Consider the following 17,461-nt stretch of genomic DNA (forward strand, 5'->3'; position numbering starts at 1 on the left):
TAAAAAAAGCGCCGCCCCCCGAAGGGAGGCGGCGCTGCCATGCACCGACTGGACCGCGAACGCCTATGCCCGCGCCACTCCCTTCGTCAAGAGAGAGCAACGCCACCAGAGACGGAACGAGGAATGGCTGCCGCAGGAAAGACCCGCAGCAACGCCGGCCGCCATAACGCCGCAAGCCGCCGCGGGCTGGGGGCCCCGGCAGGAAGAGCGGTATGTGGAGGCGGCAGGAAACATAAAGACCTCGTCCAGTTCGCGTTGAGAGCAGCCTAGACGCAAGCGGCGCCCATTGTCAAGCGTGGCGCGGGGGCACCGCACCCAAACACCGATATTCTCCCGGCACCCCTGCGAAAAACGGCCGGGACACAGGCCCCGGCCATTTTTCTCCGCCCCATCCGCGCAAGGCGCCGACACGCCGGCCCGCGCGAGGGCGGAAAGGCGCGACAGGGATCAGTCCTGCCACTCCTTGCCGTCGTAGCGGATGAGCTCGTTGAGGTTGCGGGCGCGCACCTGGGTGCAGGGCGCGGAAAGCGCGGCCTGACGCGTGGCGCCGCGGCATTCGAAGACACGCTCCTGGTAGCGGATGAAGCCCACATACTGGCCGTTGGCACCGGGCCGCATTTCCGTGCTCACGTTGTTGGTGTCCACCTCAAGATAGGTCGCCACGTATTCGCCGCCGACCTTCTTCACTTCCTTGTTGGCCTTGTTGGGCAACAGGGTGCGCTTGGACTGGTTGACGAGTTTCTGGCCCATCTTGTCCAGTTCGGCCTTGATCTGGGCTTCGGACTTGGCGCCCTTCCTGGCGGCGGTCTTCGCGGCCGCCTTGGCCGGCGCCTTCTTGGCCGGTGCCTTGGCGGCCTCGGCGGCGGGCGCGGGCTCGGCGGCAGGCGCCGCGGCCTCCCCGGCCGGGGCGGGCGTGACGGTCTCGCTTTCTTCGGAGCTCGTGAACCAGGCGCAGCCGCCGGCCATGAGGGAAAGGGCAACAACGAACACCAGTGCTTTTCGCATCAGCTACCTCGCGTCAGGATGGTTTGAACATAATCAAGGCCGGGCGGCATGCGCCGCCCGGCCGGAATCAGGGATGGTCGGTCAGCAGAGCCTAGTCGAAGGAAATCTCGACGCGGCGGTTCATGTAGCGGCCTTCCTCGGTATGGTTGTCATACTTGAAGGACTTGCCGCAGCCGATGGCCGTCATGCGGCTGGCCGGGATGCCCTGCTTCTCGAGGTAGTTCTTCACGGCATTGGCGCGGTTCTGGGAGAGAACCTTGTTGTAGGCGTCAGAGCCGATGTAGTCGGTCCAGCCCTTGAGCACCACATGCTTGTTGGGGTTGGCCTTGATGAGCACGGCGGCTTCGTTCAGGATGCCCTGGGCCTTGCTGTCGAGCGCATAGGAGTTGAAGGCGAAGTGCACGCCGCGCAGAACGATGACGTCCTCGTCCTGGCAGAAGACGGAGAGCACGAAGCGCTCAACGGCGGCGTCGCTGGTGGCGAGCTCTTCAGCGCGCACCACGATGCTGCCGGGGTTCAGGGCCGCCAGTTCCTTGATGGTGGCTTCGCCCTTGGCGTTGTCGGCAAGGGAGATGATGTGGATGGTGAGGTCGCGCTGGCTGGCGTAGAGCTGGCGGGCCACTTCGACCACGCTCTCGCCGCGGTTGTTGTCGCCGTCGGTCACGAGGATGATGGCGGACGGGGTCTGCATGCTGGAGACGAAGGGCTCATACTTGTGCAGGCCGTTGCCCATGCTGGTCATGCGGCCGAAAATCTGGAAGCCGCTCTTCAGCTTGTTGATGCCGGCGCTCATGGCAGCGCGATCCCAGGGGCCCTGAGGGATGATAACGCCGTCGGGCGTAACGGTGTGCAGGCCGCCATTATAGTCGAGGGCAGGAATGGCCGCGTTGACGCGCTGCAGCACGTCCTTGGCGACGACGATCTTGTCCTTCTTGAGCTGCTTGTTCTGCATCATCATGGAGCCGGAATAGTCCACGACGAAGTCGAAGCTGTTGATCTTCTTGTTGCAGGTCGGCGTGGCAGCGGCGGCTGCAACGGCGTACCCGAGCACAAGAACCGCCGCGAGGGCGAGAAGACGAAGCGATTTCATGATGCCTCCCAAAAACGGTTTGTGTGTCGGCCTCATTTCCTGTGCACCGACAGTTGTCACGGTTTGCCCGCCAGTATGAACCGGCTCGTCGCCCCGCTCGCCGGAACGCGGCAACAGGTTCTGCATACGCCCCTTTGGAAAAATCCGCAAGTCATATTCGGCCATTGCCCCAAAGAAGCGCCGGCTGGACACCGCCCCTCCCATGCGGCATACTTTTCGCCGTTTCTTCAAGGATGGCCCATGCCACAGCTGACCTTTTCCAAATGGAGCTCCGGGGGCAACACCACCCTCTTCCTGCACGATGCGGGCGCAAGCCCGCGCGAGCAGGCGGCATGGGCCCGCGCCGTGCTCGACCCCGAAGTGCTCGGCGCGGAACAGGCGGGCTCGGTCTCCCTGACCGGGCGCAGCCTGCGCATGGCCGGGGGCGAATTCTGCGTCAATGCGAGCCGGGCCTTCGGAGCGCTCATCGCGCTTTGCACGGCGCCGAAAGGCGGCGAGTGGCGGGGCGAGATCCGCGTTTCCGGCTGGGAGGGGCCGGTGGCGCTCACCGTCCGCGGGGCCGAACCGCGCTGGGAGGTGGCAGCCCGCCTTGAACTGCCCCCCTCCGCACGCCCGGAAGGCCATGCCGGTGGCAAACTGGTGCGTCTGCCCGGCATCAGCCATCTCCTGCTGCCGTTGGAGGAGGCCGCGGCCGCGCACGACCTGCCCGCCCGGGCGCGGTCAACGCTTTCCGCCGCCGGCCTGCTCGGCGAAGCCGCCGCCGGCGTCATCTGGTGGCAGCCAACGCCGGAGGGCGCCCGCATGGTGCCTGTGGTCCATGTGCGCGATGCCGGGACGCTCATGGCGGAACAGGCCTGCGGCTCAGGAGCGCTCGCCCTTGCGCTGGCACTGGCGGAAAGACGCGGGCTTGAGCACTGCCGGCTGCGCCAGCCCTCGGGCTCCGTGCTCGCGGTGCGCCTTGAGGACACCGATGGCCGCATCACGGCGGAAATCAGCGGCCCCGTGGCCTTGCTCGCGCGCGGGCACGTCTGGCTGGATGCGGCGGATGGCGCGCACTGAAGGCCGTCCCCTGCGCGAAGGCTTCACCACCGGCACCGCGGCCACGGCCGCGGCCCTGGCGGCCCTGAGCCTCCTTCTCCAGGGTTCGGCGCCGGCAAGCGTGCCCACCCCCCTCCCCCCCATTGAGGAAGTGCCCCGTGCGTGGCTCGACGTACCCGTCCGCGCCTGCGCCCCCGGCCCGGCGCCCGAGCTCGCGGGCCAACCCCAGCTCTGCCCCGCCGGCGCCCCCGCCGCGTACGCCCGCGTCCGCAAGGACGGCGGCGACGACCCGGACGCCACCAACGGCGCCCTCATCACGGCAAGCGTTTTTTTGCAGCCGGGGGCCCTCGCCCCGCATATCACTCTCGAAGGTGGCCCGGGCGTGGGCCGCGCCACGCTGCCCGGGCTGCCCGTGCCCGTGGGCGAGGCCGCCATCAATCCCGGGCCGCGGGCCCAGCTCCGCTTTGCCCTCACCCACGCCCTCGCGGAGCTGGACGGGGGGAGCCGGGCGCTCACGGTGGTCCTCAGCGTGCCCTGGGGCGAGGAACTGGCGCGGCACACGCTCAATCCGCGCCTCGGCATCAGGGGCGGCATTTCCATCCTCGGCACGCAGGGCACGGTGCGCCCCTACAGCCACGCGGCGTGGCGGGCCACCGTGGCGCAGGGGCTTTCCGTCGCGCGGGCCACGGGCTGCCGCACCGTCTGCCTTGCCACCGGGCGCCGGTCGGAAGCGCTGCTCATGCGCCGCTACCCGGAACTCCCGGAGCAGGCCTTCGTCCAGGCCGCGGATTTCGCGCGCTTTGCCCTTTCGGAGGCCGGCCGGCTCCCGCTGGAGCGCCTCGCCTGGGGCTGCTTTTTCGGCAAGCTTGCCAAGCTGGCCCAGGGGCTGGAATATACCCATGCGCGCGAGGCGCCGCTGGACATGGCGGCGCTGGCCGCCCTGTGCGCGGACGCCGGGGCCGCGTGCGCGCCGGAAGTGGCCCGCTGCGTCACGGCCGCGCACGCCCTGGAACTCTTGCTGACGGACCCGGCAGGCTCGGCGGCGCTCGCGGCCGTGGGCGCCCGGGCCGCGGCCACGGCGCGGCGCTTCGCCGGGCGCGCGGTCACGCTCCACCTTTTTCACACCGACGGCAGGGAGCTTTTGACGCTATGACACGCCCCTTCCCCCTCGGGCCCCAGAGCCGGCACGAAGCCACGCCTCCCGGCAGGAAGCCGGAGGGACGGCCCGCCGCCCCCCCGGTATCCGACGGCGACTGGCCGGCCAGCGGGCAGGCGCGCTCCTCGCTCTTTGTCTTCGTGCCCGCCACGTCGCGGCCCGAGCCCATCACGGTGCTCGGGCTGGATTGCACCGCGCAGGCGCTGGACGACGCCCTCACACCGTCCCAGCGACGCCTGCTGGACGATGCGGACGTGGTGTGCGCGCCCGCGCGCCTTCTCGAGCAGGTGCCGGAAGCCCCGGGCCGCACGCTGCGGCGCATCCCGCTCAGCCTGCCGCTGGAGCCCCTGCTGCAGCGCCTCGCCAACTTGCGCTCGGCCGGGGCGCAGGTGCTCGTGCTCTCGGGGGGCGACCCGCTCTTTTTCGGCATCGGGGCCACCATGGCGCGCCAGCTCGGGGCCGAGGCCGTGCGCGTCGTGCCGGCGGCGAGCTCCCTGCAGGCCGCCTGCGCGCGGCTGGCGCTCCCCTGGCACAAGGTCGCCTGCCTTTCGCTCCACGGCCGCGAGGACCTTGCGCCGCTCAATGCCGCGGCCGGGCGCGGCGCGCCGCTCTGCATCCTCACCGACGCGCGCATGACGCCGGATGTCATCGCCCGGCACCTCCTCGACCGCGGGGTGGACTGGTTCACGGCCCATGTTTTCGAGCGCATGGGCGCAGAAGACGAAAGCCGCCGCGCGCTCAGCCTCGCGGACGCGGCCCGCGGGAGCTTCGGGCCGGCCTGCGTGCTCATCCTCGAGCCTGCGGAGCCGGTGCGCCGGCCGCGCCTTGGCATCGACGACGCGGAACTGGCGACGGACGGCTGCTTCACGCGCAAGCCCGTGCGCGCGGCCGCGCTCTCGCTGCTCGGCATCGGCCCGCGCCATGTGGTGTGGGATATTGGCGCGGGTTCGGGCGCGGTGGCGCTTGAGGCCGCGGCCCTGGCCCACGAGGGCCGCGTCATCGCGGTGGAGCGCGACCCGGGGCGCGCCATCGGCATCCAGGAAAACCGGCGCCGCTTCGGCGCGGCCACGGTGGAGGTCTGCCTCGGACGCGCGCCTGGCTGCCTGCGCGACCTCCCCGAGCCGCAGCGCATCTTCATCGGCGGGGGTCTCTCCGGGGCGGACGGCGTGGCCGTGCTCGCCGCGGCCTGCGGGCGCCTCGCCCCGGGCGGCCGCCTCGTGGCCAGCTGCGTCCTTTTGGAGAGCGTGCAACTCTGCCGGGAAGAACTCCAAAAGTGGGGCTGGCCGCTGGAGATCGTGCAAATACAGGCGTCCGAGGCGCGCCCGCTGGGGAGGGACGCGCACCTCGCGGCGCTGAACCCCGTCTTTTTGCTGGCGGCGCGCAAACCGGGGGGCAGGGAAACGCAGGAGGCGAAGGAATGAGCGGAAAGGGTGGACAAAACCCCGCGCCCGGGCTCGTGAGCTTTGTGGGCGCGGGCCCCGGCGACCCCGAGCTTCTGACCATCAAGGGCCGCAACGCCATCGCCGAGGCCGACCTTGTGCTCTACGCGGGCTCGCTGGTGCCACCGGCCGTGGTGTCCTGCGCACGGGCGGACGCGGCCGTGGTGGACTCGGCGCCGCTCACCCTTGAGGAATGCCACGCCCGCGTGCGCGAGACAGCCCTTGCCGGGGGCCGCGTGGCGCGCGTCCACACGGGCGACCCGTCGCTCTACGGCGCCCTGCGCGAGCAGGCGGCCCTGATGGACGCCGACGGCATCCCGTGGCGCGTCATCCCGGGCGTGACCGCGGCCTGCGCGGCGGCGGCAGCCGCGGGCGTGAGCTTCAGCATCCCGGGCCAACGGCAAAGCCTCATCCTCTGCCGGGCGCAAGGGCGCACCCCGGTGCCGGAACGCGAGAGCCTCGCTGCCCTGGCCGCGCACGGGAGCGCCATGGCCGTCTACCTCTCGGCGCCGGCGGCACGGCGCATGGCCGGTGAACTGGGGCGGCAACTCCCCCCCGAAACGCCGGTCGTCTGCGCGCAGCGCGTGGGGTGGCCGGGCGAGCGCCTCGTGTGGACCTCCCTCGCGGAGCTCGCCGCGTGTGTGGAGGAAAACGGCTTTGACCGCCAGACCATCTTCCTTATCCTGCCCGGCGATGAGGGCGCCGGCGTGGAGCGCTCCCGCCTTTATGCGCCGGATTTCCGCCATGGCTGGAGGCGTTGACGCACTTCAAGTTTTCTGCACGCAGGAACGCAAAAACTCGTAACCAGGAATGCCCCGCCCTCACAGCCTTTTCATCATTTTTTGGCGTATCTGGGCGAGCGCCCGGGCCTTTCGTTCCTCCATCGCCTTTTGACATGGGGAAAAATAGTCTTCCCGTTTTTGACACAGGGAAAGACAGTCAAGGCCCTGCATGGGGTTGTCCGCGCCCCAGTCGATCAAATCCTGGCTCAGGACCTCGAAGCCCCCAGTGGTGGCGAGGTGCGCGAATATCCTGTCGGAACAAAAATTCCGCCCATAGGGATTTTGAAAATAAAAATTTCCCACCGGGGCGTCATAATAGTTTGAATGGTGAAACAATATCTTGCCGCCGGGCTTCAGGATGCGCCAGGCGTCATTGATGTAGGTGGCCACATCAATGAGATTGAAGTGCATCATGGAATCGTAGGAAAAGATGGCGGAATAGGCGGCGTCGGGCAAACCCTGAAAAGTATTTCCAGAAGTAAGAGAGAAGCTTATTTTTGAATTTCCGTTGAAACGCCGTTGGCAAAAGTCGATATTTTCCTGATTGACATCGACAAGGGTGATATGCCCCGCATCCTCCATATACTTGGGGACGTGGCGGCCGTGCCCGCACGCAAGTTCGACGATATTGTCTAGATCCAGTTCTTTAAAACGCCTTAAAAAGATACTATCTCCCCCCCCCCCCAGAAAAAGTCAACAGTTTTTTCCGCAAGCGAATAATAGGGATCCTGTTTCCAGTCGTCGGCGATGGCCTGTGAAATCTTGTTCAGCATGTTTTTCTCCTCATGCGCGAAGCGGGATACTGCCTGGACAGTTCGGCACTTAACGCACATTTATTGCCTGATGGGCGGCGCGTCGCCCCCGGCGGTGAGCAGGGTGCCGAGGTGGCGGCGGGCCAGCTCCAGCTCGTCGTTGGTCACCGAGGGCATGTCGGCCGGGCGGGTGCCCATGTCGTTGCCCTCCTCCACGATGACGAGCGCCGCGGCGAGCCGCCCCATGACGCAGAAAAAACGCGCCGGCTGCCAGCCCTGCGCCGTGACCCATTCCGCAGCCCGGGGCGAATAGAGAAAGTCCGCCTTGCCGGCGCGCACCACCGGGTGCGCCTCCTCATGGCCCTCCCGCGCCCAGGCGCGGAACCGGGGCAACAGGTCGGCGAAGGCGAGCAATTCCTTTTCCGTCACCGCGGGCTGCCCGGCATAGACATTGGCCTGCGCGGGCTCCGTCTTGGGGCTCTGGGCCTTCTTGCCGGCGCTGCGCGTACGGGCGGCTTTGGCCGCCCTGGCCTTGGGCGCGGGCGCGCGGCCGGCGGCCTCCATGGCGGCTTCCATCTGGGGCGTGGCGGCCGGGGCCGCGCAGGGCGCGAGCAGGAGCGTCACGGCCAAGGCAACGGCGAGCGCGCAGCCCAGTCCGGCGAGCCGCTGAAACGCCTGCGCCCCTGCGCGCAAAAAGGCACGTGCCGCCATGGTTCCCCGGGCCTCAGTAACGCACGGCGCTGATCTTGCCGAGCCTTTCCATATTGTGGAAGGACTCCACATAGCGGATGGTGCCGGTCTTGCCGCGCATGACCATGGAGTGCGTCACCGTGTGCCTGGCGCTGTAGCGCACGCCGTGCAGGAAATCGCCGCCCGAGATGCCCGTGGCCGCGAAGAAGCAGTCATCGCTGCGCACGAGGTCGTTCACCGTGAGCACTTCCCTAAGGTCGATGCCGGCCTCGGTGATGGCCTCCTTTTCCACATAGGACTGCGGGTCGAGCCGGGCCAGGATCTGGCCGCCCATGGCCTTGATGGCGCAGGCGGCCAGCACGCCTTCCGGGGTGCCGCCGGTGCCCATCATCATGTCCACTTCGGAGCGCGGGTCCACGGCCATGAGCGCGCCGGCCACGTCGCCGTCGGTATGGAGCTGGATGCGGGCGCCGACTTCCCGTATTTCCTCGATAAGGCGCTGGTGGCGCGGCTTGTCGAGCACGAAGACCACGAGGTCCTGCACGTTCTTGCCGAGCGCGCGGGCCACGTTGTTGCAGTTGTCGCGCACGGGCGCGTCAAGGTCGACCACGTCGCGGGCCTCGGCGGGCACCACGAGCTTCTGCATGTAGTAGCTCGGGCCCGGGTTGAACATGCTGCCCTCGGGCGCCACGGCCACCACCGAGATGGCGTTGGGCCGCCCATAGGCGAGGAGGTTGGTGCCCTCCACCGGGTCCACGGCCACGTCGAGGCGCGGGCCTTTGCCCTCGCCCACCTTTTCGCCGTTGTAGAGCATGGGGGCGTGGTCCTTCTCGCCCTCGCCGATGATGACCGTGCCGTCGATGTGCAGGCTCCCGAAGCTGACGCGCATGGCGTCCACGGCGGCGCCGTCCCCGGCCTCCTTGTTGCCGCGCCCGAGCCAGCGCGCCGAGGCGAGGGCCGCGGCTTCGGTGATGCGCACGATGTCCAGGGCCAGGTTGCGTTCCGGTGCTTCTGCCATGTGGGTCTCCTCGGCGTGGGGTGGCGCGGGCATGCGGGCGGATGCCGCCCGCTTCGCAAAGCATAGCCCACGGTGCCTCCCCCTTCAAGCAAAAAGCCGGGCGGCGCTCGCCCGGTGTGCGCCCCGCGGCCGCGTCAGGCTTGACAAAAGGCCGCGCCGGGGCAAAAAAGGAGGTTCCCCGTCGCGGCGGCCCCGCGCACCCCTCCAGCAGCCCATGCAGCAAAGGAAAGAAGCCATGAAAGTGTATTACGACAAGGATGCGGACTTAGGCGCCCTCAAGGACAAGACCGTGGCCATCATCGGCTACGGCAGCCAGGGCCACGCCCACGCGCAGAACCTGCGCGATTCCGGCGTCAAGGTGGTGATCGGCCAGCGCCCGGGCAGCCCCAACTACGACCTCGCCAAGGAGCACGGCTTCGAGCCCGTGTCCGCCGCCGAGGCCGCCAAGCAGGCCGACCTCATCATGGTGCTCGTGCCCGACGAGGTGCAGGCCAAGGTCTATGAGGAGGACATCAAGCCCAACCTCACCCCGGGCAAGGCGCTGCTCTTCGCGCACGGCTTCAACATCCATTTCGGCCAGATCCAGCCGCCCAAGGACGTGGACGTCTTCCTCATCGCGCCCAAGGGGCCCGGCCACCTCGTGCGCCGCACCTTCAGCGAGGGCGGCGGCGTGCCCTGCCTCGTCGCCATCGAGCAGGACGCCACGGGCAAGGCCCTCGAGACCGCGCTCGCCTATGCCAAGGGCATCGGCGGCACGCGCTCCGGCGTCATCGAGACCACCTTCCGCGAAGAGACCGAGACCGACCTCTTCGGCGAGCAGGCCGTGCTCTGCGGCGGCCTTTCCGCGCTCATCCAGGCCGGCTTCGAGACCCTGGTGGAGGCCGGCTACCAGCCGGAAATGGCGTATTTCGAGTGCCTGCACGAGATGAAGCTCATCGTGGACCTGCTCTACGAGGGCGGCCTCGCGCGCATGCGCTATTCCATCAGCAACACCGCCGAATACGGCGACTACGTCTCCGGGCCGCGCCTCATCAACCAGGCCGTCAGGGACGAGATGAAGCGCGTGCTCAAGGACATCCAGAGCGGCAAGTTCGCGCGCGACTTCATCCTCGAGGCCCGCGCCGGCTATCCCATGTTCCTCACCACGCGCAAGAACGAGTCCGAGAAGCAGATCGAGAAGGTCGGCAAGGAACTGCGCGGCATGATGACCTGGCTCAAGAAGGACGGCAAGAAGGATTAACTTCCGCCGTTCCAGCCACGTACAGACAAAAAGGGAGCCGCATGGCTCCCTTTTTTATTGGAAAATCGCCCTCCCGCGTCGCACGCCTCACGAGTCCCCGCACCTTGGCGGGCGTTGACTTGGCGTGAGGGGAAGCCTACACCGAAACTGTGGCCGGGATTGCATCTTTCCCGCGCCGGCATTGGCGGCGAAGCGCTTTCCGCCGCCGGCGCACGCGCAAACGGGCTTTTCCGCTGACCGCCTGAGCCTTCGGGAGCTTTGCCATGAAAGGATATTCCAAAAACCCGCGTGCCCGCCAATGGGTGGAGGAACTGCTGGCCCATGCGGACATCCGCCTTGACGGCGGCCGCCCCTTTGACATCCGCGTGCACGACGAGCGCCTCTTTGACCGCGTGGCCCAGGCCGGCACCCTTGGCGCCGGCGAGGCCTACATGGAAGGCTGGTGGGACTGCGAGGCGCTGGACCGCATGTTCGCCCGCGCCATCAGCGCCGGCCTCGAAACCAAGGTGAGCCGCAACCTCACCACGCTCGCGCTGGCCCTGCGCCACACCCTCTTCAACATGCAGTCCCGCCGGCGCGCGCCCATGGTCGCCCGGCGGCACTACGACTTCGGCAACGAGCTCTTTGAGGCCATGCTGGGCCCAAGCATGAACTATTCCTGCGCGTGGTGGTCGGGCCTTGAGGAGGTCCGGTGCAAGAAGCGCGCCCGCGCCACGTCCCGGGCCGGGAGCCCGGCTGCCGGGCCTGACGTGAGCCCCGATATGCTCCCCGCCTGCTATCCTGAGCAGCCGGGGGCGCTGCTCGAAGCCGCGCAAAACGCCAAGATGGAGCTCATCTGCCAAAAGCTCCAGCTTGCACCGGGCATGGAGGTGCTGGACATCGGCTGCGGCTGGGGGAGCCTCGCGCGCTACATGGCCCGCGAGTACGGCTGCCATGTCACGGGCATCTCCATCTCCCGGAACCAGATAGAATGGGCGAAGCGGCGGGAGCTTGCGCCGGACGGCCCCGTCACCCCGGGGCGCCTCACTTGGATCCTGGGCGACTACCGCGAGTTGCGCGGCGAATTTGACCGCATCGTGTCGGTCGGCATGTTCGAGCATGTGGGCCGCAAGAACTACCGGCGCTATTTCCGCACCGCCCGGGGGCTGCTCAAGGCGGACGGGCTCTTCCTGCTGCATACCATCGGCTCGATTTCGCAGCGGGCCGGCTGCGACCCCTGGATCTCGCGCTACATTTTCCCCAACGGCCAGCTCCCCACGCTGGACGCCATCGTCCGGGCCTGCCACGGGCTCTTCGTGCTCGAGGATTGCCACAATCTTGGCGCGGACTATGACCCCACGCTCATGGCTTGGCACGAACGGTTCGAGGAGGGGCTCAGCGCCGGCGCCTTCGACCTCACGGAGGCCGAGGCGCGCATGTTCCGCTATTACCTGCTCACCTGCGCGGCCGCCTTCCGCTGCCGCGACATAGAGCTCTGGCAGATCATCCTCAGCCCCGGCGGCGTGGCGGCCGGCTACGACGGGGTGCGCTGAGGCGCACGGAACGGCGGCCGCCTCGCTCCTGCCACCTGACGCCCCCGGCATTCACCGCCGCGCGGACGCCGGCTCCGCCTTGTCCGGGGCCGCGTCCGCAGGGCCGCGCGGGGGGCCGCTGTCGGCGATCTCCACCAGATAGACCGAGAGCACGATAAGGACGACGGCCACGCCCTGCTCCCAGCTGAACCTGTCCTGCCCGAGGGCGTAGCTCGCCGCCATGGAGACGATGAGGATCACATAGCCGTAGATAGCCACCACCGTCGACGGCAGGTCCCTGATGCCCACGGCCACCAGCAAGTAGCTCACCGTGGAGGGGAAGACCAGCACGAAGAGCAGCACCAGCATGGGGAGCGAAAGCAGGCCCTGCGTGAGCACCGGCGCGTCCAGGCCGTGGACGGCCACGCCCGCGCCGGCCGCGATGGCGCCGCCGAGGAAGATCCACTTGTTGAAGGTGATGTTGTCCACCCGCCTGAGCAGGCCCTTGGAAGCCACGAGGTAGATGGAATAAAAGATGGCGCCCCCGAGCCCGCAGAGATTGCCGAAGAGCGGGTCCGTCGCCACGGCGTCGCTCTTCTGGGTGAGGATGCAGACGAGGCAGCCGGCCATGCCCAGGGCGATGCCGAGCACCTTGCTTTTCGTGATGGGCCGGTGCAAAAACCAGGCCGCCATGAGGAGCACCCACACCGGCTCCGTGCAGATGATGAGCGAGGACGACACGGGCGTGCTGTAGGTGAGCGCGAGCAAAAGCCCGAGCATGTAGCCGTACACAAGGACCATGCCCATAAAGAGCAGGGCCAGCCTGTCTTTCCAGCTGACGTTCGCCGGCTTTTTGGTGATCAGGCCGATGAGCCAGAAGGAGGCGCCCGCGAAGGCGAGACGCAGAAAGACCCCGCTCACCGCGTCCATCCACACGGGCTGGAGGTAGCGCAAGGCGTTCTGGTTGAGGCCGGAGCAGATCTTGGAAAAGGCCATCGCCAGATTGCCCGTGACCTTTTTGCTCATGCCTCTTGCTCCCCAGTGCGTTATGAACGCGGCGGCGCCCTCTTGCGCCCGCGCAAGCAGCCGGCCAGGACGGGCTTTCCGGCGGGCGGCTGTCGCTCCCTCCCCTACCTGATCTCCTTGAGCGTGCGCGCGGGCACGCCGCCGGCCACGGTGCCGGGCGCCACGTCGGAGCGCACCACCGCCCCGGCGGCCACCACGGCGCCGGCGCCGATGCGCACGCCGGGCAAAAGGATGGCGCCCGAGCCGATCCAGACATCGTCCTCCACCACGATGGGCGCGAGCTCGTGGGTGAGCCGGTCTTCCTTGCGCAGCCCGTGGTTGATGGTCGCCATGAGCACATTGTGGCCCACGAAGACGCCGTCGCCCAGGGTGATGCCGCCCTGGTCCTGGAAGCAGCAGCAGGCGTTGATGAACACGCGCTTGCCGATGCGGATGTTCTTGCCGAAATCCGAATAAAAGGGCGGGAACATGCGGAAACTCTCGTCAAGGGGCTGGCCGGTGAGCCGCGCCATGAGCACGCGGACCTCGGCCATGGGCCGGTAGCCGTTGTTGAGGTCGCCGGTGATGCGGCGCGCCTCGTCCGAATAGTGCTCCATGCACGCATAGGCTTCGGTGCCGGCCACAAGATCCTTGCCGGCGGCAAGGTGGGCGAGCAGTTCCTGCAGATCCATCATGGTGTGGGTCCTCCTTCTCGTGTGACGCGCCAGCAGGCCACGCCGTGGGCGCCTTCGCTCCGCATGGGGGGCGCCATCTCGGCGCAGCGGGGCAAGGCCTCGGCGCAGCGGGGTTGAAAGGGGCAGCCGGGGGGCATATCCGCCAGGGCGGGCACCGTGCCCGGGATGGTGGGCAGCCGCTCCGCCCCCAGGGAGGCGCGGCCCGGCGCCGCCGCCATGAGCCCGCGGGTATAGGGATGCAGCGGCCGGGCGAAGAGCTCGCGCGCGGGCGCGCGCTCCACCAGCATGCCGGCATACATGACGCCCACGGTGTCCGCCATGTCGGCCACCACGCCGAGGTCGTGGGTGATGAGCAAGACCGCCATGCCGCGCTCGCGGCTGCGGCTGCGGATGAGGCGCAGGATCTGCCCCTGGATGGTGGCGTCAAGCGCGGTGGTGGGCTCGTCGGCCAGCAAAAGCTCGGGCCCGCAGGCGAGCGCCATGGCGATCATCACGCGCTGGCGCATGCCGCCGGAAAGCTGGTGCGGATAGTCGTCATAGCGGCTTTCCGGCGCCGGGATGCCCACCTCGGTGAACAGGCGCACCACGCAGCGCCTCGCCTCGGCGCGGCCCATGCCGAGGTGCAGCCGCAAAGGCTCGGCCGTCTGCGCGCCCACGCGGAGCACGGGATTGAGCGAGGTCATGGGCTCCTGGAAGATCATGCCCACGCGCCGCCCGCGGATGCCGCGCAGGGCGCGCTCCGAAAGGGTGAGCAGGTCTTCGCCGTCCAGCAGCACGCGCCCGCCGAGCACCGCCGCCTCGGGCGTGAGCCTGAGCACCGAACGCGCGGCGAGGCTCTTGCCGCAGCCGGATTCGCCCACGAGGCAGGTGATGCCGCCGGCCGCCACCTCGAGGTCGATGCCGCGCACGGCCGGGAGCAGCCGCCCCTCAGAGAGAAAGTGGACCGAAAGGCCGTCCATCCGCAGGAGGGGCTGGAGCTGGGGGGCGCCGGCGGCAACCGCGCCGGGCGAGGCCCCCGCGGCCTCAGCGCCTGACCTGGGCATTGCGGTAGTTGGCATAGGCCTCGCGCATGGCGAGGTAAGGGTCCACCGCGATGGTCTTCAGGTCCTCATAGGTGGGCAGCACGTCGCCAAGGTCATTGAAGCGGAAGCCCACCTCCGCGCCGGTGGAAAGCTCCCATGGCCGCACATAGAAGAGCGGGTCGGTGAAATAGTCGCCGATGCGGCCGATGGTGTCGCGCAGCGAGCTCGGGCCGATGAAGGGCCAGACCACATAGAAGCCCTGGCCGAAGCCCCAGCGCCCGAGGGTCTGGCCGAAATCCTCGCCCGAGGGGTCCACGGGCACGATGGTCTTCTTGTTCTTGGCCACATTGGCGAATCCCGCGCTCGACATGGTGTTCATCATGAAGCGGCCGAACTCCACCCCGGCCTCGAAAAAGCGGAACTGGAGCAGGTTGTTGATGAAGCGCGTGGGGAAAAGCAGGTTGTGGAAGAAGTTGCTCAGGCCGCTCCTGAAGCACTCGGGCACGAGCCACGTCCAGCCCGTATAGGCGGGCTTGGCGATATACATGAAGAAGATGTCGTTGAAATGGAACCAGAAGCGGTTCCACGGCTCGATGGGGTCGGCGATGCTCGCCACCGGCTCGTCGTCGTAGTCGTCGAGATTGTCCGCTGCCTGCGCGTCCGCGTCGGGGTGCACGGTGATGGCGCCCCCGGGCAGCGCCGCGCCGCCGGCATAGACCACGGAGGGCGCGAAGGGGCCCACGCCCGCCGCGGTGGAGGTCCGCGCAAGGCGCGGGGCCAGCGCCGCGGCCTGGGCCGTGGGGCCGGCCGCGCTTTCGGAAGCCCCCGCCGGCACGAACACGGGGCGGATGCCTGCCTCGGGCGCCGTGGCGGAGGCCGGCGCATTGCCCATGCTGACGCCGCCCTCGCCGTCCGCCCACGCGGCGGGCGCGAAGCACAGGCAGAGCGCGCACAGGACGAGCGCCGCCAGCGCGGGCCGGGCAGGCAGCGGCCGGCAAAGGCCGCGGGGGCTAGTGCTGCGCGCGCACTTCATTGGCTTTTTCCATTACCCGCGCGATGAGCTGGTCGGGCGTGGCGCTGTTGAGGATGTCCTGAAACTGGGTGCGGTAGTTCTTCACGAGGCTGATGTTCTCGATGATGACATCATACACCCGCCACGAGCCGTCCTTGGGCAGCATGCGGTAATTCACCGGGGTCTTCTTGCCGTCCTTCATGGTGACGACGGTGCGCACCTCCACCCGTTTGCCGTCCTGCGAGGCCGTCTCGCCGGTATAGGCCACCTGCTCGCCGTTGTAGCCCGTGATCTTGTTGAGGTAGGTGTTGAGCAGAAGGTCGGCGAAGGCCTCACTGAAGCGCTTTTTCTGCTCCGGCGTGAAGGAGCGCCAGCGGGGGCCCACGGTGCGCGAGGAAAATTCGCCGAAATCAAAGGCGTGGTAGACCTCGTCCTCGATGCGCTGGCGCAGGGGGCCGCGCGTGGCCGGGTTCACCCAGTCCGGGTTCTTGATCTCCTCCATGACGCGGGTGATGGCCGTCTCCAGCGTCTGGCGCGGCCCGGGGTCGGCCGCGAGGGCGTGCCCCGCCGCGAGGAGCGCCGCCAGCAAAAACGCCGCCAGCAGGGGGAAGGCCGGCGCAAGACGGCGCCGCCACGGGAAGGCCAGTCTCATTTCACACCTCCGAAGGCGTATTTGCTGATGAGCGACTCGAGGTCCATGGGCGATTCCGTCTCGGTGATGGTGCCGCCGGGCTCGAGCATGGTCTCCGAACCGCCGCGCGACAGGCTGACATACTTGTCGCCGATGAGGCCGCTCGTCTTGATGGAGGCCATGCTGTCGTCGGAGAGCTGAAGGTCGTGGTCGAGCATGAGCTCCACGATGGCCTGGCTGTGCATGGGGTCCGGGTCGAGGCGGATGCTCACCACCCGGCCCACGGGCACGCCCGCGAGCTCCACGTCCGCGCCGGCGCGCAGGCCCGAGGCCGAGTCAAAGCGCGCGGAAAGCTCAAAGCCCTTGTGCGAGAAAAGCTCCATGCGGCCGAGCTTGATGGCGAGCCAGGCCACGCAGAGCAGGCCCAGGATGACGAAGACGCCCACTGCGGTTTCACGAAAGCTGTTCATGCGGCGCAGGTTCTCCATGGAGGACGGAAAGGCTCGGAACGCTCCATGCTAGCGGGCGCCCGGGCGGGTGTCAATGCGCCCCGGCTCACGAACGCAGCCATTTCTCGAGCGCGGCGCGCACTTCCGGGTTCGGCGGCTGTTGAAGCGCGAGCTCCTCGGGGCCGGCTTCGCGGTTCAGGAACTGGCGCAGATACGGGTCGCCGCTCTTCTCCAGCTCGGCGAGGCTGCCGGCGAACACGGCCGCGCCGTCGCGCAGCACGAGCACATAGTCCGCGATGCGCTTGAGGCTGGCGAGGTCATGGCTCACCACCACGAGGGTCATCTCCGCGTATTCCGCGTGCAGGGAGAGGAGGAGGTCGTCCATGCGCACGGCGGTGATGGGGTCGAGGCCGGAGGTGGGCTCGTCGCAGAGCAGCACGCGCGGCTCGGCGATGATGGCCCGCGCGAGGCCCGCGCGCTTGCGCATGCCGCCGGAAAGCTGGTTCGGGTAATAGTCGGCGAAACTGTCGAGCCCCACCATGGCGAGCACGCGCAGGGCCGCCTCGCGCAACAGGCGCTTCGGGAGGCGCAGGTGCTCGCTGAGCGGGAGCGCCACGTTCTGCGCCAGGGTGAGCGCGCCCAGAAGCGCGCCGTCCTGGAAGAGCACGCCCATGCGCCGGCGCACCCGGCGGAAGGCCCGGCGGTCGAGCCTGAAGAGGTCATGCCCGCCGATGAGGATCTCGCCCGCGATGGGCCTGGAGAGGCCGATGATGTGGCGCAACAGCGTGGACTTGCCGCAGCCCGAGCCGCCGAGGATCACCGACACCTTGCCGGCGGGGAGCGTCGCGTTGATGTCCTTCAATACGGCCGTGGCGCCGTAGCCCACGGTGAGGTCGTGAAACTCGATGTCCCAGGCGTCCATAGCT

18 protein-coding genes are annotated in these 17,461 nt (G+C 68.4%); 6 read left to right on the forward strand and 12 right to left on the reverse strand.

From position 1 onward, the window contains the following. Window positions 1–447: 447 nt before the first annotated feature. On the reverse strand, window positions 448–1,005 hold the full coding sequence (locus G7Y54_RS04790; protein ID WP_165078162.1) for a translation initiation factor 2: 558 nt from the start codon (window positions 1,003–1,005) through the stop codon (window positions 448–450). Window positions 1,006–1,096: 91 nt separating this feature from the next. Then, entirely contained in the window at window positions 1,097–2,095 is a 999-nt protein-coding gene (locus G7Y54_RS04795) for an OmpA family protein (RefSeq protein ID WP_165078163.1), read from the reverse strand. 240 nt (window positions 2,096–2,335) lie between these two features. Here G7Y54_RS04795 and G7Y54_RS04800 point away from each other — a divergent pair, with 240 nt between their 5' ends. The 4 genes from G7Y54_RS04800 to cobM are packed head-to-tail and all read left to right on the forward strand — an operon-like array spanning window position 2,336 to window position 6,489. Further along, window positions 2,336–3,154, forward strand: coding sequence for a hypothetical protein (locus tag G7Y54_RS04800; protein WP_165078164.1), 819 nt, complete (start codon window positions 2,336–2,338; stop codon window positions 3,152–3,154). Then, on the forward strand, window positions 3,141–4,286 hold the full coding sequence (cbiD, locus tag G7Y54_RS04805; RefSeq protein WP_165078165.1) for a cobalt-precorrin-5B (C(1))-methyltransferase CbiD: 1,146 nt from the start codon (window positions 3,141–3,143) through the stop codon (window positions 4,284–4,286). The genes G7Y54_RS04800 and cbiD overlap by 14 nt, the downstream gene beginning before the upstream one ends. Then, window positions 4,283–5,710: a precorrin-6y C5,15-methyltransferase (decarboxylating) subunit CbiE gene (cbiE, locus tag G7Y54_RS04810; RefSeq protein WP_165078166.1), complete on the forward strand. Its 1,428-nt coding sequence runs from the start codon at window positions 4,283–4,285 to the stop codon at window positions 5,708–5,710. Before cbiD ends, cbiE begins: the two co-directional genes overlap by 4 nt. After that, a complete protein-coding gene (cobM, locus tag G7Y54_RS04815) occupies window positions 5,707–6,489 on the forward strand; it encodes a precorrin-4 C(11)-methyltransferase (protein WP_165078167.1) in 783 nt (260 codons plus the stop codon). Before cbiE ends, cobM begins: the two co-directional genes overlap by 4 nt. Before the next feature lie 60 nt (window positions 6,490–6,549). On the opposite strand, the gene G7Y54_RS04820 is transcribed toward cobM, so the two are convergent. The 3 genes from G7Y54_RS04820 to glpX all read right to left on the reverse strand — a co-directional run bounded on the left by G7Y54_RS04820 (window position 6,550) and on the right by glpX (window position 8,970). After that, window positions 6,550–7,197 carry a class I SAM-dependent methyltransferase gene (locus tag G7Y54_RS04820; protein ID WP_165078376.1) on the reverse strand — a complete coding sequence of 216 codons (648 nt, stop codon included), beginning with the start codon at window positions 7,195–7,197 and terminating at the stop codon, window positions 6,550–6,552. A 146-nt stretch (window positions 7,198–7,343) separates the two neighbouring features. Next, a complete protein-coding gene (locus tag G7Y54_RS12580; RefSeq protein ID WP_241159377.1) occupies window positions 7,344–7,973 on the reverse strand; it encodes a serine/threonine protein phosphatase in 630 nt (209 codons plus the stop codon). A gap of 13 nt (window positions 7,974–7,986) precedes the next feature. Next, a complete protein-coding gene (gene glpX, locus G7Y54_RS04830) occupies window positions 7,987–8,970 on the reverse strand; it encodes a class II fructose-bisphosphatase (protein ID WP_165078168.1) in 984 nt (327 codons plus the stop codon). A gap of 235 nt (window positions 8,971–9,205) precedes the next feature. Between glpX and ilvC the strand changes: the two genes are divergently transcribed. Together ilvC and G7Y54_RS04840 are read left to right on the forward strand one after the other, a co-directional pair. Next, a complete protein-coding gene (gene ilvC, locus G7Y54_RS04835; protein WP_165078169.1) occupies window positions 9,206–10,210 on the forward strand; it encodes a ketol-acid reductoisomerase in 1,005 nt (334 codons plus the stop codon). A 263-nt stretch (window positions 10,211–10,473) separates the two neighbouring features. Beyond that, on the forward strand, window positions 10,474–11,742 hold the full coding sequence (locus G7Y54_RS04840; protein WP_206214901.1) for a cyclopropane-fatty-acyl-phospholipid synthase: 1,269 nt from the start codon (window positions 10,474–10,476) through the stop codon (window positions 11,740–11,742). Window positions 11,743–11,793: 51 nt separating this feature from the next. Here the strand turns inward: G7Y54_RS04840 and G7Y54_RS04845 are convergent, their stop codons facing one another. The 7 genes from G7Y54_RS04845 to G7Y54_RS04875 form a co-directional block, all read right to left on the reverse strand. Further along, window positions 11,794–12,747 (reverse strand): DMT family transporter, encoded by a 954-nt coding sequence (locus G7Y54_RS04845; RefSeq protein WP_165078170.1) that lies wholly within the window; start codon window positions 12,745–12,747, stop codon window positions 11,794–11,796. A 104-nt stretch (window positions 12,748–12,851) separates the two neighbouring features. Beyond that, window positions 12,852–13,421, reverse strand: a complete 570-nt coding sequence (locus G7Y54_RS12745; RefSeq protein ID WP_206214902.1) for a DapH/DapD/GlmU-related protein — start codon at window positions 13,419–13,421, stop codon at window positions 12,852–12,854. After that, window positions 13,418–14,380: an ABC transporter ATP-binding protein gene (locus G7Y54_RS04855; RefSeq protein WP_241159392.1), complete on the reverse strand. Its 963-nt coding sequence runs from the start codon at window positions 14,378–14,380 to the stop codon at window positions 13,418–13,420. The genes G7Y54_RS12745 and G7Y54_RS04855 overlap by 4 nt, the downstream gene beginning before the upstream one ends. A gap of 64 nt (window positions 14,381–14,444) precedes the next feature. Continuing rightward, entirely contained in the window at window positions 14,445–15,476 is a 1,032-nt protein-coding gene (locus G7Y54_RS04860; protein WP_241159378.1) for a VacJ family lipoprotein, read from the reverse strand. Continuing rightward, on the reverse strand, window positions 15,454–16,107 hold the full coding sequence (locus G7Y54_RS04865) for an ABC transporter substrate-binding protein (RefSeq protein ID WP_165078171.1): 654 nt from the start codon (window positions 16,105–16,107) through the stop codon (window positions 15,454–15,456). The genes G7Y54_RS04860 and G7Y54_RS04865 overlap by 23 nt, the downstream gene beginning before the upstream one ends. Further along, entirely contained in the window at window positions 16,104–16,556 is a 453-nt protein-coding gene (mlaD, locus tag G7Y54_RS04870) for an outer membrane lipid asymmetry maintenance protein MlaD (RefSeq protein ID WP_165078172.1), read from the reverse strand. Before mlaD ends, G7Y54_RS04865 begins: the two co-directional genes overlap by 4 nt. An 85-nt stretch (window positions 16,557–16,641) precedes the next feature. Continuing rightward, window positions 16,642–17,457, reverse strand: coding sequence for an ATP-binding cassette domain-containing protein (locus G7Y54_RS04875; RefSeq protein WP_165078173.1), 816 nt, complete (start codon window positions 17,455–17,457; stop codon window positions 16,642–16,644). Between the last annotated feature and the right edge of the window lie 4 nt (window positions 17,458–17,461).

It is taken from the genome of Desulfovibrio sp. ZJ746 (assembly GCF_011039155.1).
GTDB lineage: Bacteria > Desulfobacterota > Desulfovibrionia > Desulfovibrionales > Desulfovibrionaceae > Desulfovibrio.